The organism is Ruminococcus sp. OM06-36AC, assembly GCF_003438725.1.
Classification (GTDB): domain Bacteria; phylum Bacillota; class Clostridia; order Oscillospirales; family Ruminococcaceae; genus Ruminococcus_C; species Ruminococcus_C callidus.
The window spans coordinates 163,440-177,162 of record NZ_QSTT01000003.1; the positions used below are offsets into that span (position 1 = coordinate 163,440).

The following is a 13,723-nucleotide window of genomic DNA, read 5'->3' on the forward strand; positions in this document are numbered from 1 at the left end:
GGTATGATACAACTCATTGCAACAGATATGGACGGAACGCTGCTGGACGAGGAGAAGCAGCTTCCGGCACAGCTGCCTGCACTGCTGGAGGAATTATATCGCCGCGATATTACATTTGCCGTGGCAAGCGGCAGGTCGCACATGATGCTGACCAACCTGTTCGGAGAACTTGCCGAAGAAATCATTTTCATCTGTGACAACGGGGCATGCGTCATGTATCCCCATGAAGCACCGTTGCTGCACAGTCTGCCAAAAGATGTCATTCATCGGATTCTGGACGCGTGCCGTAGCCTGTCTGCCGGTGTGCCGGTGCTGTGCGGATTCCATCACATTTACTATCCGGAAAACGACAACGCTGCCATGCAGCATGAAATTCAGCGGTATTACCGCAATCCGCAGGTGGTTCCCTATGACGACCTGTACGCTGTTGACGAACCGATCCTGAAAGTTGCCCTGTGCGACACCAACGGACCGGCAAAGGAAGCCTACCCTGTGATGCACGAAGCACTGGGCGATGCCTATGAACTGCTGATCTCCGGCGACTGCTGGATGGATATTATGTGCAAGGGTGTGACCAAGGGTGCCGCCTTGCAGGGATTGCAGGAGCGTATGGGCATCACACCGGCGGAAACCATGGCATTCGGTGACTATGACAACGACATTTCCATGCTACAGCATGCGGAATTCAGCTACGCTATGGAAAACGCCTCGGAGCGTGTCCGCCAGCAGGCAAAGCACATTGCTCCGGCAAACACCAAAAACGGTGTGGTGCGGGTGCTCTGCGAAACACTGGGGATCCATATGGAATCGCTGTGAGAGTGCGGCTGCCCATAAACCAAAAATGAAATTCTTAGGGCAATACCGCACGCAATCTGCTTGCAGTGTTTCCCTTATAACAGAGGGACGGTGCCGGCATCGTCCCTCTGCGTTTCTTTCGCTGCAAAATTTTTGGCAATACCGCACAAAGAGCGTCTGGCGACTTTGCACGCCATCTGCTTGCAAATCTCCCTTCAGAGCCTGTTTCGTATCTTCCCGCACGCATCTGTCGCACAATCTTTGTGCGGTATTGCCTTTTCATTTCACCTGTTTTTTACCGGCACTTTGCAAAAAAAGCTTTACAAAACCACAAAAATATGCTATACTGTCCTTAACGTTCTGATGATATGGAACGTGAAGGAAACACTACATGTCAGACCGCAATCCGGCATGCGGTTTTACGTTTCCTGAAAGCACTTTTTGCATTTGTCGTCACTGACAGAAAGGAGTTTTGGAATGGAAGCATCTATGCCATTTCTGCTGTGGGGCGGCTTGTTTGTGCTGACGGTTCTGGCGGAATTCGCCACCCAGCAGCTGGTGAGCATCTGGTTTGCTGCCGGTGCACTGGCGGGCTTTCTCGCAGCCTGTTTCGGGGCTTCGCCGGTGGTGCAGATCGTCTTGTTCGTGGTGATCTCTGTGGTACTTCTGATCTTCACCCGTCCTATCGTCCGCCGAATTTTCTCGTTCGGCATCAAGGACACCAACAATCAGGAGATCGGCAGGATCGCCGTCGTCATTCAGACGGTAGACCCCATACACAACACCGGACGCGTCCGGCTGGACGGAGTAGACTGGATCGCAGTTTCTCAGGACGGCACAGTCATTCCGGAAAACACCAGCGTCCGCATCGAAGCGATCAGCGGCACCAAGCTGCTGGTCAGCCGGCTGCCGCAGACAGAAGAACAAACTGTAAACAATTAAAGGAGAACACACATGGGACTGATTATTTTACTTCTGGTTATTTTCATCATTGTGATTTTTGTCACACGAATTCGCATTGTACCGCAGGCAAATGTCTACGTCGTAGAACGTCTGGGTGCATTCTATAAGGCGTGGGGCACCGGTATCCACTTTCTGGTACCGTTCATCGACCGCGTGGCAAAGCGGGTTTCCATTAAGGAACAGGTCGTAGACTTCAAGCCGCAGGCAGTGATCACCAAGGACAACGTTACCATGCAGATCGACACGGTCGTATTCTTCCAGATCACCAACTCGGTACAGTTTGCCTACGGTGTGGAACACCCTATCGCAGCAATCGAAAATCTGACTGCAACGACCCTGCGTAACATCATCGGCGAACTGGAACTGGACGCAACGCTGACTTCCCGCGACCTCATCAACACCCGCATCACCGAAACACTGGACCTTGCCACAGACCGCTGGGGCATCAAGGTCATTCGCGTGGAACTGAAAAATATCCTGCCCCCTGCTGAAATCCGTGACGCCATGGAAAAGCAGATGAAGGCAGAGCGTGAAAAGCGTGAAAAGATTCTCCGTGCACAGGGTGAACGGGAATATCAGGTCACTGTTGCACAGGGTGAAAAGGACGCAAAGATCCTCCGTGCAGAAGCAGAAAAGCAGACTGCGATCCTGAAGGCAGAAGCGGACAAGGAAGCCGTGATCCTGCGAGGCGAAGCGATCAAGGAACAGAAAATGCGTATCGCTGTCGGTGAAGCACAGGCAATTGAACTGGTGCAGAAGGCACTGGCAGACAGCTTGGTCAAGCTGAACGCAGCAAATCCCAGCGAAGCTGTTCTGAAGCTGAAATCGCTGGAAGCATTCGAAAAGGCAGCAGACGGCAAGGCAACCAAGATCATTATCCCCAGCGAGATTCAGGGGCTGGCTGGTCTGGCTGCCGGTCTGAAAGGTGTCCTCTCTGACAGCCCTGTAACCGCAACGGCTCCTGCACCGGCTCCGGCTGGAAAAACGGCTCCGGCAGCAGAGGCTCCGGCGGAAAACCAGTAAGCTTTCTGAGGCAGTACGGTACAAAGGCAGTACCGCACAAAGTTTGTGCAGATTGCCTTGATTTTCCATGAAAATATTGTGACTAAAAAGGACGGCTTCGTGCCGTCTTTTTTTGTGGAAAAAAACGATTTTCCGCGAATGCGAATTCTTGGGGCTGTTTCCCTTGCAATCCTGTCGCAAATTGTTGTATAATAGGAGTTACGAGAGAAACGCGGAACAAAAGCATGCCCGCCATGCGGCGTTTCTCCAAAGTAAACGATACTGAATCATATCCGATATTCTGACAGAAACAGAGGTTATACACATATGGTTTTTTCCCGATTGTTTTTCATTTACCTATTCTTTCCCATTTGTTTTCTCTGCTATTTTGCGACAAAGAAAACCTCTTACCGCAACGCAGTGCTGATCGTCTTTTCCCTGTTGTTCTACGCCTGCGGGGACATTTCCTTTTTGTGGCTGGTCGTCGCCAGTGCACTAGTCAACTTCGTGCTGGGGCGTGGCATCGACAAATTCCGCGACAAGGCTCCCGCAAAGGCGTTCCTGGCTCTGGGACTGGTGCTGAATCTGGGTACATTGGTGGGATTTAAGTACACCGGCTTTTTCATTGAAAACCTGAACAACTGGTTCTCCCTTTCCATTCCCGTCCCCGACCTGCCGCTGCCGCTGGGCATCAGCTTTTTCACGTTCCGCACGGTTTCCTATCTCATCGACTGTGCGTGGGGCAAAGTCAAGGCGGAACGAAATTTCTTCACGTTCCTGCTGTACGTTTCCTTTTTCCCGATCACCATTTCCGGACCGATCGCACGGTACGAAACCATGCAGGCAGACTTGCACCAGCGGCGGGTGTCTGCCGACGACCTTAGCATTGGCTTCGGACGCATTGCCGTTGGTCTGGGCAAAAAGGTCATACTGGCAGACCGGCTCTCCGGCATCGTAGACCAGTTCCTGGGGAACGACTTCACCACCCAGACCACACTGGGTGTCTGGTACGGTGTAATTCTCTACGCCCTGCAAATGTACTTCGATTTCTCCGGCTATTCCGATATGGCAATTGGCATTGCCCGCATCTTCGGCTTTCATCTGGACGAAAACTTCCGCCACCCGTTCCTCTGCAAGGACATCACTGAGTTCTGGCAGCGTTGGCACATTTCGCTGGGAACGTTCTTCCGCGACTACCTGCTGTACGTACCGCTGTTCGGCAAACGCCGGAAAATCGGCGGGCTGCTGCTGGTCTGGTTCTGCACCGGTCTGTGGCACGGTGCCAGCTGGAACTATATCATCTGGGGCATTTACTACGGACTGTTCCTCATGCTGGAAATGGGCATCGGCAAAAAGGGCATGAAAAAGATTCCGGCAGTGCTCCGGCATCTGTGCAACAAGATCGTCATCATTGTCGGGTTCGGCATCTTCTACTGCACCGGCGGTATCGACCAGCTGGGGGATATGCTGCTGGCAATGGCAGGACAGAACGGCACCGGCTGGCTGGACACCATGCTGGTCACTTCCGTGCAGAACAACCTGTTCCTGCTGATCGCTGCCCTGCTGTGCTGCTTCCCGCTGCTGGAACTGCCGAAAAAGATCATGGCAAAAAATCCGGCTGCCAATGTTGCCCTGTCCGTCACCGGCACAGTGCTTGCCGCCGGCCTGCTGGTCATCAGCAGCATTCTCATGGTAGATGCCACCAACACCCCGTTCCTGTACACCAAGTTCTGATCCAAGGAGGGAGAACACCATGGACGAAAACAACAAGCCGCAAAGTGACTTCGATCTGGACGCGGCACTGGCAGAAAAATTTCAGCAGGTACAGCAGGACGCAAACCGTCTGCGTGCCATGAATGACAATACCGATACACCGGCTTCTTCGCCTGTTCCGGAACCGACTGAGGTGCCGCAGGAACAGCCGGAACCGGAAACCGGATCCCCTGCTCCGGAGCCGGAATCACCGGAAGAACCGGCAGAGGAATTGCCACAGTTCGACATCGGGGAAACACCCGAAAAACCGGCTGCTACCACCGAGGAGGACAAAGCCGCAGCCAAAGAGCGAAAAGCCCGCTACAAGCTGAAACGGCAGCTCCTAATCACCAACCGCATCGGTGCCGTTGTGCGGATCTTCGCCATAGGAACGATCATCTTCGGCGGCTCGATCTTCCTGCTGGTGGGCACACGCCCCACGGAATCCGCCGAGGAAAACCGAAAGCTTGCCACGCCGCCCGGCTTCTCCCTCGAAGCACTGGGCAGCGGCGACTATGTGAAAGACCTGATGCACTATTACGAGGACACCGTCCCCGGACGCAGCAGCTTCAAGCACATGATCAGCAAACTGGAAAGCTATCAGGGCTTACAGGGCGAGGACAAGGTACAGTTCTACGGCAACATTGCCCCCGTCAAAAAAGAGGAAACCGCCGATGCGGACAGCAGGACAACGACGACTGCACCGGTTGCCAGCGGAAACCGTTCCACAGAAACCACCACGGCAACTACCGTTGTCACCGAGCCGGAACCGGATCCTGTGGAGATCGGCGATGGCATTGTGCTGGTGGACAAGCGGGCGATCAGCATTTACGGCGGCAGCTTCTCCCGCGGGGAAAAGTATGCGGCAACGCTGAACGAATACAAGAAACAGCTGGGCAGCAAGGTCAATGTCTATTCGCTGGTGGCTCCTACGGCAGTATCGTTCTACCTGCCGGATTCCTACGCGGGCTATACCGGCAGCGAATCCGACAACATCGACCACATTGACGAAAACCTGAAAGATGTCAAGGCAGTCGATGCCTATGCAGCACTGGCGACACACACGGACGAGGACATCTATGCCCGCACCGACCACCACTGGCTGCCGCTGGGGGCATACTACGCCGCAGAAGCCTTTGCCAAGACGGCAAACGTCAGCTTCGCTCCCCTGTCCGGCTACACCAAGACCACCCTGTCCGGCTATCTGGGCAGCATGTACACGTTCACCAAGAGTGCCGTCCTACAGGAGAATCCGGAGGACTTCACCTATTATACGCCCCACAACCAGTACACCACCCAGTATTATGACACCAACTTCACCAACGAACGGGACGGCAAGCTGCTGATCTCGCTGGACAACGTGGAGCCGGTCAGCTGGTATCTGGTGTTCATGGGCGGCGACGAAAAGATCACCCACGTGAAAACCGATGTCACCAACAAGCGGACACTGGTGATCGTCAAGGACAGCTACGGCAACGCCCTTGTCCCTTATCTCACGCAGTCCTTCTCGGACATCTACGTGATCGATATGCGTTACTTCGACCTGAACGCCGTTTCCTTTATGCAGCAGGTCGGTGCAACAGATGTGCTGTTCGCCATGAACACGTTCAGTGCCACCGGCGGCAACAGCGAATGTCTGGAAACAATTCGGACACAATAAGAGGTTTCACAAATGAAAGAACTGGAATATCCCTTTGACAGCAGCTTTCTGCTGCAAAAACGACGCAAACTAAAAAAAGCCCTTCTGGCAGACGGCTCTGCCCGCATGGAAAAACGCATTGCCGTGCTGGGCGGTTCCACCACCAACGACATTGTTTCCATGCTGGAACTGTTCCTGCTGAACTGCGGCATTCAGCCGGTGTTCTACCAGTCGGAATACGCACAGTACTGGCAGGATGCCATGTTCGATGCTCCGGAACTGGCAGCATTTCAGCCGGATCTGATCTTTATCCATACCACAAGCCGCAACATCACCGAAGCCCCGCTTCCCCTGTCCGCTTCAGAACAGGAAGTACAGGACGCACTGGAACGGCAGTACACCCACTTCACCCAGATGTGGGAACACCTCGCGGCAACATACCACTGCCCCATTTTGCAGAACAACTTTGAACTGCCGGCAACGCGGCTCATGGGCAACCGCGACGGGTGGGACTGCCACGGCATGGTGTGGTTCATCTCGGAACTGAACCGGAAATTCGGGCAGTATGCCGCCGCACACAACGACTTCTACATTCACGATATACACTATCTGGCGGCAAGCTATGGGCTGGACGCATGGCACGACAATTCCTACTGGTACCTCTACAAATACGCCATGACGCTGGACGCGATTCCGGAATTTGCCTACAGCCTGACACGAATCATTCGCTCCATTTACGGCAAGAACAAAAAGGTGCTGGCTCTGGACCTGGACAACACCCTCTGGGGCGGTGTCATCGGCGACGACGGACAAGAGGGCATCTCTATCGGGCAGGAAACCGCCGAAGCGGAGGCATACACCGAGGTACAGGAATACTGCAAGGCACAGAAACAGCTGGGCGTACTCCTCACGATCTGCTCCAAAAACGAACCGGAAAACGCCAGACTGGGACTTTCGCACCCCGATTCTGTCCTGCACGAGGACGACTTCGTGGCAATCAAAGCCAACTGGGAGCCGAAAGACCGGAATCTGGTACAGACTGCGGCGGAACTCTCCCTGCTGCCGGAAAGCTTCGTCTTTGTGGACGACAACCCCGCAGAACGGGAAATCGTTTCCGCCCAGATCGCCGGCATTGCCGTGCCGGAATTTCAGGATCCTGCGGACTGCATTCGGGTGCTGGATCACGCGGGCTACTTTGAAACCACCACGTTTTCCGCAGCAGATGCCAGCCGCAGCGAAATGTACCGTGCCAATGCCCAGCGTGCCCAGATGCAGCAGACCTATGCCAACTACACAGACTATCTGCTGGGGCTGGATATGCACGCAGACATTCGGGATTTTGATGCGGTAGCACTCCCCCGCATTGTCCAGCTGACCAACAAGAGCAACCAGTTCAACCTGACCACACGGCGGTATACCCAGAGCGAAATGGAACAGGTGGCTGCCGATCACAAGCACATTCGCCTGTACGGACGGCTGCGGGACAAGTTCGGCGACAACGGCATTGTTTCCGTCGTTATTGGAGAGATCTCCGGCGACACCCTGCACATCGAACTGTGGCTGATGAGCTGCCGTGTACTGAAACGGGATATGGAACTGGCAATGCTGGACACCCTTGTGGCAGAGTGCCGGAAGCAGGGCATCACCGCCATCTGCGGCTATTACTACAAGACCGCCAAAAACGCCATGGTCAAAGACCTGTTCGGGACATTCGGCTTTACGAAAACCGAACAGTTCGAGAACGGCGACAGCACATGGCGTATGGAAATCGCCGGCTATGAAAACCAGAATCATGTGATTCAAGTCAACGAAAAGGAGCATCAGCAAGCATGACACACGAAGCGATTATGGAGAAACTGAACGAAATCTTTCAGGACATTTTTGACGATGACACACTGGTCATCACAGAGAACACTACTGCCAACGACATTGAGGACTGGGACAGTCTGGAACACATCAACCTCGTCAGTGCTGTGGAAAAGGCATTCGGCATGAAATTCAGGATGCAGGAAGTTTCCGGCATGAAAAATGTAGGCGAAATGGCAGACATTATTGCTGCCCGTGCCGAAGAACCGAAGCCGAAAAAGCGGGGATTGTTCCGGCGGTAAGCGTTTTTTGCTGCTTGAAAAACAAAAATTGGAAACAAAATAAAACAAAACGCCTGAAATGTGCAGAAATAGCTGGACATTTCAGGCGTTTTGCTGTATAATGATGATAGATTTGTATACCATTCGAATCCACTCGAATCCACTCGGAGGAATCCAGATGCCAAAAGAACAGTTTTTATCTTATCAAAAAGAAAATCATCACCCGTCACAGCCGCCGGTACTGGACGCTGTCGGGTCGGTTCTGAATGCCCTGTGTGTCACCAAAGGATACACTTGGAAAGAGGCGTACTGCAAGCTGATCGCCGTCGCGGGAAAAATCGGGCAGATGCCCCAATATCCCAAAACCATTCGGGAACTGCTGCATGAAGAAGGGTTCTTTTTGCAGGCAAAAACCAATGTCAACAAGTGTATACGGGAGATCATTGCCGATTGCAACCACAGCTTTCATGACGGCGAAGTGGTCATACTGAATTTGTCCGTCGGACACACGAACACGGATGACGGGGAATATTGTCCCCTCGTGCCCCATGATCTGGGCGGACAGACAAAGTATGCCCTGCACTTCCTACAGGACAACAGAGATCGGATCGCCCGTGAAGTGTGGGTTGCTTGGAAAGACGGACAGGATCACAGCCCCCTGCCGCAGCAGCAGAGCCGTACACAGAGAAAAGAGCTGCAATTTCACACCGAAGAAAATGAATCGTTGGTAGTCCTGAACGAAAATCCCAACGACAACTACATTGGAGATTGTGCCGTCAGAGCCTTTGCAGCAGTTCTGGAGATCCCGTGGGCAGAAGCCATAAAAAGGCTTGCCGAAGCTCAAAACTACGCGGCGACCATTCTCAATGGGAAAAAAAACATCGATGCCCTTTTGAAAAAAGAGGGGTTTGAGAGATTCGATGCCATGAAGCGAAACGGAAAGATCCTGACCGGCAAGGAGTTTTGCAACCTGATTCACGACATGTTTCCGGCGGGAACAAGAATATACGCGTATTCGGGAAGAAGCCATGTAGTTGCCATTCTGGTGTTTGACGGGGAATACAAAATCGTGGACACGTGGGACAGCACCAACCGAAAAATCATAGAATACTGGGCAAAATATCCCCAAAAGCCCAAAAGACCGAGAAAAACAGAAGCACCGACAGAAAAACTCACAGCACTCTCTGTCGGCATGACCATTCAGCACAAAACCTTCGGGAACGGCAAAGTGACTGCCCTTTCTGATACCATTGCCACCATTCAGTTTGCCGGCGGTGTCGAGAAAAAGTTTGCAGTCGCTTGGGTGCTGGGGAATTGCAAAGGAAACACTGCCTGAACTTCCACCGAAAAAGAAAAAGCTGGTATCCTGTACAAGGGAATACCAGCTTTTTGTATTCAGTATCGCCTTTACTTCGACGCCATTTCGCCCAACGTCCGAATCATTTCCAGATCGTCCTGTGTCACACGCATGTTGGTGCAGAGTTCTCTGCCCTCGGCGGTAGTCAGACTGATCTCGATCACGCTGCCCTCGTTGATCGCCTTGGAAGCAGCGGAGAAAAACAGAGGCACTTTCGGGTGGTTCTGCCGAAATTTCGTCAGCATGGTTTTCAGTTGCAAAATCATTTTGGGATTCATCATAAGTCAGTTACTCCTTTTCTGGTATGCAGCGGACAGTGCTCCGATACGTGGGGAAACGGCACCGTGCGGAACTGCATTCGCAGTCCGTCCAGCACCAGCAGCTTTCCCGTCAGAAGCGACGGAATTCCCAGCAGATACCGAATTGCCTCCGCAGCCTGTATGGTGCCGATGATGCCGGCAGTGACACCAATTACCGGAATGGGTGCCGGTGCATTGTCCTCCGGAACCTCTCCGAAAATGCAGCGGTAACACGGCCCCTTTTCCGGCACATATGTCATCACCTGTCCGGAAAAGCCTGTGATGCCGCCGTGCACAAAGGGCTTTTCTGCGGAAACACAGACATCGTTGATCAGAAATTTGTTCTCCAGCTGGTCGGTCGCATCAATGACAATGTCATAATCCGGCAGCACCTGCCGCAGGTGTGCCTCGTCCATAAACTGAGAGTACGTCTGCACATGCACCTGTGCGTTCAGTCCGTGGAGAGATTTCGCGGCGGAAACGGCTTTGTTCTGCCCCAGACGGGATTCCTTGTGTAGGATTTGCCGCTGGAGATTGGACAGCTCCACGGTATCGCCGTCCGCAATGCCAATGGTTCCCACACCGGCTGCGGCAAGATAATACACCGCCGGACTGCCCAGTCCGCCTGCTCCGATCACCAGCACACGGCTGCGTTTCAGAGTTTCCTGACCAGCTTCGCCCAGTTCCGGCATCATGATCTGGCGGGCATAACGTTCCTGTTCCTGTGATGTCAGCATGATGCTCCTTTCTCTGTTGCCTAAAGGCAATACCGCACAAAGAGCATCTAGCGACTTTGCACGCCATCTGCTTGCAAATTTCTCGTCATATTTCACCAAAATGCTCGTGAATACATCCAGTATTCACTCCGCTTTTTGTTTCATCTGACGAAAAATTTGACGACGCATCTGTCGCACAATCTTTGTGCGGTATTGCCTTAAAAGTGTGCCTGCAAGCCCGTCAGGTCTTTGATGACTTCTCCGGCAAGGATCAGCCCCGCCACCGACGGCACAAAGGCACAGCTTCCCGGAACCGGTTTGCCTTTCTCTGTCCATTCCGTCCGCTGCAACGCTGCCGGCAGTTCCTTGGAATAGACCACTTTCAGCTTGGGAATCCCCCGCTTTTTCAGTTCCCGCCGCATCACTCTCGCCAGCGGACAGACAGAAGTCTGCATAATGTCTGCCACTTCAAACGCCGTGGGATCCAGCTTATTGCCGGCACCCATGGCACTGATAATGGGCGTTCCGGCGGCATATGCCTGCTCCACCAGTCCCAGCTTTCCGGAAACCGTATCGATCGCGTCCACCACATAGTCATACTGGGTGAAGTCAAAATCCCCTGCGGTTTCCGGCAGGTAGAATTTCTGATGCTTGGTCACGCGGCATTCCGGATACAGCAGCCGGATCCGTTCTTCAGCAGCGTCCACCTTTGCCATGCCAATGGTGGCACGGGTGGCAATGATCTGCCGGTTCAGATTCGATGTGCAAACGGTATCGTTGTCGATCAAGTCCAACGCCCCGACACCGCTTCGTGCCAGAGCCTCCACGGTATAGCCGCCAACGCCGCCAATGCCGAATACGGCTACCCGTGCCTGTGCCAGCCGTTCCATAGCGGCTGTGCCGAAAAGTAATTCTGTTCTGGAAAATGCATTCATATATGTCTATCCTGATACTTGGTCAAAACTTGGCGAACTTCTTCTTTATGTGCCAAAAACGTTCCCACAATTTTCGGATCAAAGTGTGTCCCGCTGGATTCCTCCAGAATCCGGAACGCCTTTTCCACCGGAAACGCTTCCTTATAAACACGCTTGCTGGTCAGGGCATCAAACACATCGACCACCGCCATGATTCTGGCACAGAGAGGGATCTCCTCGCCGGAAAGATGATACGGATAGCCGCTGCCGTCCCATTTCTCGTGGTGGTACAATGCCATTTCCTGTGCCACTTTCAGGTACGAGTCACTTTCAATATCGGTCAGCGTTTTCTCAATGATCTCCCCGCCGGAAAGAGTATGGGTCTTAATGACTTCAAATTCATCTTCTGTCAGTCTGCCCGGTTTATTCAGTACCACGTCCGAAATCTTGATCTTTCCGATGTCGTGCAGCGGTGCCGCCTTGCACATGCGGTCCTGCATCTCCGGTGTCAGTATTTTTGCATACTCCGGCATTTCCGCCAGATATTTCACCAAAATACGCAGATATTCGCTGGTTCGCTTGACATGCTGACCAGTGAAATCATCTCGGGATTCCACCATATCGGCGAAGCTGACGATGATCTTGTTCTGGATCTCCTGGAGCCGCCGGTTAGAGTTCCGCAGAGATTCCTGCTGCACAAACATCCCCGCACAGCTGTCCAGTGTCAGCACGAACTGATGCATTCTCTGCACCACGTAATCAAATGAATTGGCAAACACCACCAGATAGCCATACACCATCTGCTGATTGTGCACGGCATAAATGACCACAGGGTCTGTTCTTTCGGTAATGTAGTTCCAGTCCGGCACCAGCTGCCGCTGCGGAATCTCCTTGACTTCGGTGTTTTCCTCCCCGTAAAAAAAACGGAGTGATGTCACTTCTTCTGTAAACGGTTCAGTTTCATAAGTATGCCCGTTCTGATTCCCGTGGAAAAAATCTGCATTCACACAGAGATAAGTATCCGAACGAATATAGTACCGGAGAATCTCATTGACTTTTTCCACATCCTGTTCAAATGTCAGCTTTGTCAGCATATTGGTCATGGAACGGTCGTACTGGGCACTGTTGTTCATGCGGGAATAGATCGAATTCACGGCAAGACCGACTGCCTTCATGGAGATTTTCCGGCAGCCGCAGGATTCGGAAACGTCCAGCGTGTACGGAAAAACATATTCCCGCTTCATTTCTTCTCCTGCATTGGCACGTTCTATCAGCTTGGAGAGAAAACTGCCGAATCGGTTCAGGTTTCTGCGACAGGTCGTCAGCCGCGGGAAATTATACTGTTCCTGCACAATGCCGTCGAATCCGGTCACAATCACATCTTCCGGCACACGAATGCCCCGTTCCTCCAGAATTTCACACACGGTGATCGCCATGGAGTCGTTGATGCAGACGATCGCCTGCGGCAGACCCTCCGGATCAGCAAGAAAGCGTTCCATGACTTCCTGTGTGGGAATGCTGTAGAAATTCCCATAGCCGAACCACTTTTCGTCAAACGGAACGCCGTGCTCTTTCAGCACGTCCCGAAAAATCATTTCCCGTATTTCCGAAGCGGGATTGCCCTTAAAGCCGGCAATGCAGGCGAACTTGGTGACGTGGTGCTGTTCGATCAGGTGCTTCACCAGATACCGGAATGCATCAGCTTCATCAAACGAAATGCGGATCCCGCCGGAATAGCGTTCTGTCGGTTCTATCAGAAATACCGGTTTCCGGTGTTTCTGTGCCGCCGTCAGAATGTCCTCCACGATCGCACGGCATTTCAGACACTGGGTATAGATCAAAACCACATCGATCACCGAAAAATCCATCAGCTGAAAGATGCTGGCTTCCCCGCGGTCAAATGCCGTATCCCGAAACAGATCTGTTGTCGTATTGAACAGCAGGCACCGCCAGTTCTTTTCCAAAAGCGACTGATACAGCGGGGCTATCATGCTCTGTGTATTTTCGTTTTGTATTTCTGACACACAAAGTGCAGCCACCTTGTATCCATTGATCATATCCTTTTCCTCCGCCGAAAATTCCTCGGACAGCTCAGCCTACAGAACCTGTGAACTGTCCCTGTTTTCATTTTTCCCCATTGCAAAAACAACCCCGCAAAAAAGCGACAGAAAAGCCTTGTGCGGTGTTGCCTAAAATATC

The 13,723-nt window shown here is 52.7% G+C and carries 12 protein-coding genes; 8 read left to right on the top strand and 4 right to left on the bottom strand.

Annotated elements, in window-relative coordinates:
• Positions 1-3 precede the first annotated feature (3 nt).
• From DXB92_RS04435 to DXB92_RS04470, 8 genes are all read left to right on the top strand, one after another.
• On the top strand, positions 4-816 hold the full coding sequence (locus DXB92_RS04435) for an HAD family hydrolase (RefSeq protein WP_117732699.1): 813 nt from the start codon (positions 4-6) through the stop codon (positions 814-816).
• Between the two features lie 456 nt (positions 817-1,272).
• On the top strand, positions 1,273-1,737 hold the full coding sequence (locus DXB92_RS04440; protein WP_021683051.1) for an NfeD family protein: 465 nt from the start codon (positions 1,273-1,275) through the stop codon (positions 1,735-1,737).
• A gap of 12 nt (positions 1,738-1,749) precedes the next feature.
• Entirely contained in the window at positions 1,750-2,781 is a 1,032-nt protein-coding gene (locus DXB92_RS04445; RefSeq protein ID WP_021683052.1) for an SPFH domain-containing protein, read from the top strand.
• A gap of 306 nt (positions 2,782-3,087) precedes the next feature.
• Positions 3,088-4,494, top strand: a complete 1,407-nt coding sequence (locus tag DXB92_RS04450) for an MBOAT family O-acyltransferase (protein WP_117732701.1) — start codon at positions 3,088-3,090, stop codon at positions 4,492-4,494.
• Positions 4,495-4,513: 19 nt separating this feature from the next.
• Positions 4,514-6,172, top strand: coding sequence for a DHHW family protein (locus DXB92_RS04455; RefSeq protein WP_181976897.1), 1,659 nt, complete (start codon positions 4,514-4,516; stop codon positions 6,170-6,172).
• A gap of 12 nt (positions 6,173-6,184) precedes the next feature.
• The gene (locus DXB92_RS04460; protein WP_021683056.1) at positions 6,185-7,984 is read left to right on the top strand and encodes an HAD-IIIC family phosphatase; all 1,800 of its coding nucleotides are present in this window, start codon (positions 6,185-6,187) and stop codon (positions 7,982-7,984) included.
• Positions 7,981-8,259, top strand: a complete 279-nt coding sequence (locus DXB92_RS04465) for an acyl carrier protein (protein WP_021683057.1) — start codon at positions 7,981-7,983, stop codon at positions 8,257-8,259. Before DXB92_RS04460 ends, DXB92_RS04465 begins: the two co-directional genes overlap by 4 nt.
• A 157-nt stretch (positions 8,260-8,416) precedes the next feature.
• Positions 8,417-9,574, top strand: coding sequence for a hypothetical protein (locus DXB92_RS04470; RefSeq protein ID WP_117732705.1), 1,158 nt, complete (start codon positions 8,417-8,419; stop codon positions 9,572-9,574).
• Between the two features lie 71 nt (positions 9,575-9,645).
• Here DXB92_RS04470 and DXB92_RS04475 read toward each other — a convergent pair whose 3' ends face one another.
• The 4 genes from DXB92_RS04475 to DXB92_RS04490 all read right to left on the bottom strand — a co-directional run bounded on the left by DXB92_RS04475 (position 9,646) and on the right by DXB92_RS04490 (position 13,581).
• Positions 9,646-9,876: a hypothetical protein gene (locus tag DXB92_RS04475; protein ID WP_021683059.1), complete on the bottom strand. Its 231-nt coding sequence runs from the start codon at positions 9,874-9,876 to the stop codon at positions 9,646-9,648.
• On the bottom strand, positions 9,873-10,631 hold the full coding sequence (locus tag DXB92_RS04480; protein ID WP_117732707.1) for a HesA/MoeB/ThiF family protein: 759 nt from the start codon (positions 10,629-10,631) through the stop codon (positions 9,873-9,875). Before DXB92_RS04480 ends, DXB92_RS04475 begins: the two co-directional genes overlap by 4 nt.
• Before the next feature lie 197 nt (positions 10,632-10,828).
• Positions 10,829-11,545, bottom strand: a complete 717-nt coding sequence (locus tag DXB92_RS04485; protein ID WP_021683062.1) for a tRNA threonylcarbamoyladenosine dehydratase — start codon at positions 11,543-11,545, stop codon at positions 10,829-10,831.
• On the bottom strand, positions 11,542-13,581 hold the full coding sequence (locus DXB92_RS04490; protein WP_117732709.1) for an HD domain-containing phosphohydrolase: 2,040 nt from the start codon (positions 13,579-13,581) through the stop codon (positions 11,542-11,544). The genes DXB92_RS04485 and DXB92_RS04490 overlap by 4 nt, the downstream gene beginning before the upstream one ends.
• Between the last annotated feature and the right edge of the window lie 142 nt (positions 13,582-13,723).

Bases quoted from the DNA above. Each gene is read 5' to 3' on its own strand.
- DXB92_RS04435 (WP_117732699.1), top strand. From the start codon at position 4: ATGATACAACTCATTGCAACAGATATGGACGGAACGCTGCTGGACGAG.
- DXB92_RS04440 (WP_021683051.1), top strand. From the start codon at position 1,273: ATGGAAGCATCTATGCCATTTCTGCTGTGGGGCGGCTTGTTTGTGCTG.
- DXB92_RS04445 (WP_021683052.1), top strand. From the start codon at position 1,750: ATGGGACTGATTATTTTACTTCTGGTTATTTTCATCATTGTGATTTTT.
- DXB92_RS04450 (WP_117732701.1), top strand. From the start codon at position 3,088: ATGGTTTTTTCCCGATTGTTTTTCATTTACCTATTCTTTCCCATTTGT.
- DXB92_RS04455 (WP_181976897.1), top strand. From the start codon at position 4,514: ATGGACGAAAACAACAAGCCGCAAAGTGACTTCGATCTGGACGCGGCA.
- DXB92_RS04460 (WP_021683056.1), top strand. From the start codon at position 6,185: ATGAAAGAACTGGAATATCCCTTTGACAGCAGCTTTCTGCTGCAAAAA.
- DXB92_RS04465 (WP_021683057.1), top strand. From the start codon at position 7,981: ATGACACACGAAGCGATTATGGAGAAACTGAACGAAATCTTTCAGGAC.
- DXB92_RS04470 (WP_117732705.1), top strand. From the start codon at position 8,417: ATGCCAAAAGAACAGTTTTTATCTTATCAAAAAGAAAATCATCACCCG.
- DXB92_RS04475 (WP_021683059.1), bottom strand. From the start codon at position 9,876: ATGATGAATCCCAAAATGATTTTGCAACTGAAAACCATGCTGACGAAA.
- DXB92_RS04480 (WP_117732707.1), bottom strand. From the start codon at position 10,631: ATGCTGACATCACAGGAACAGGAACGTTATGCCCGCCAGATCATGATG.
- DXB92_RS04485 (WP_021683062.1), bottom strand. From the start codon at position 11,545: ATGAATGCATTTTCCAGAACAGAATTACTTTTCGGCACAGCCGCTATG.
- DXB92_RS04490 (WP_117732709.1), bottom strand. From the start codon at position 13,581: ATGATCAATGGATACAAGGTGGCTGCACTTTGTGTGTCAGAAATACAA.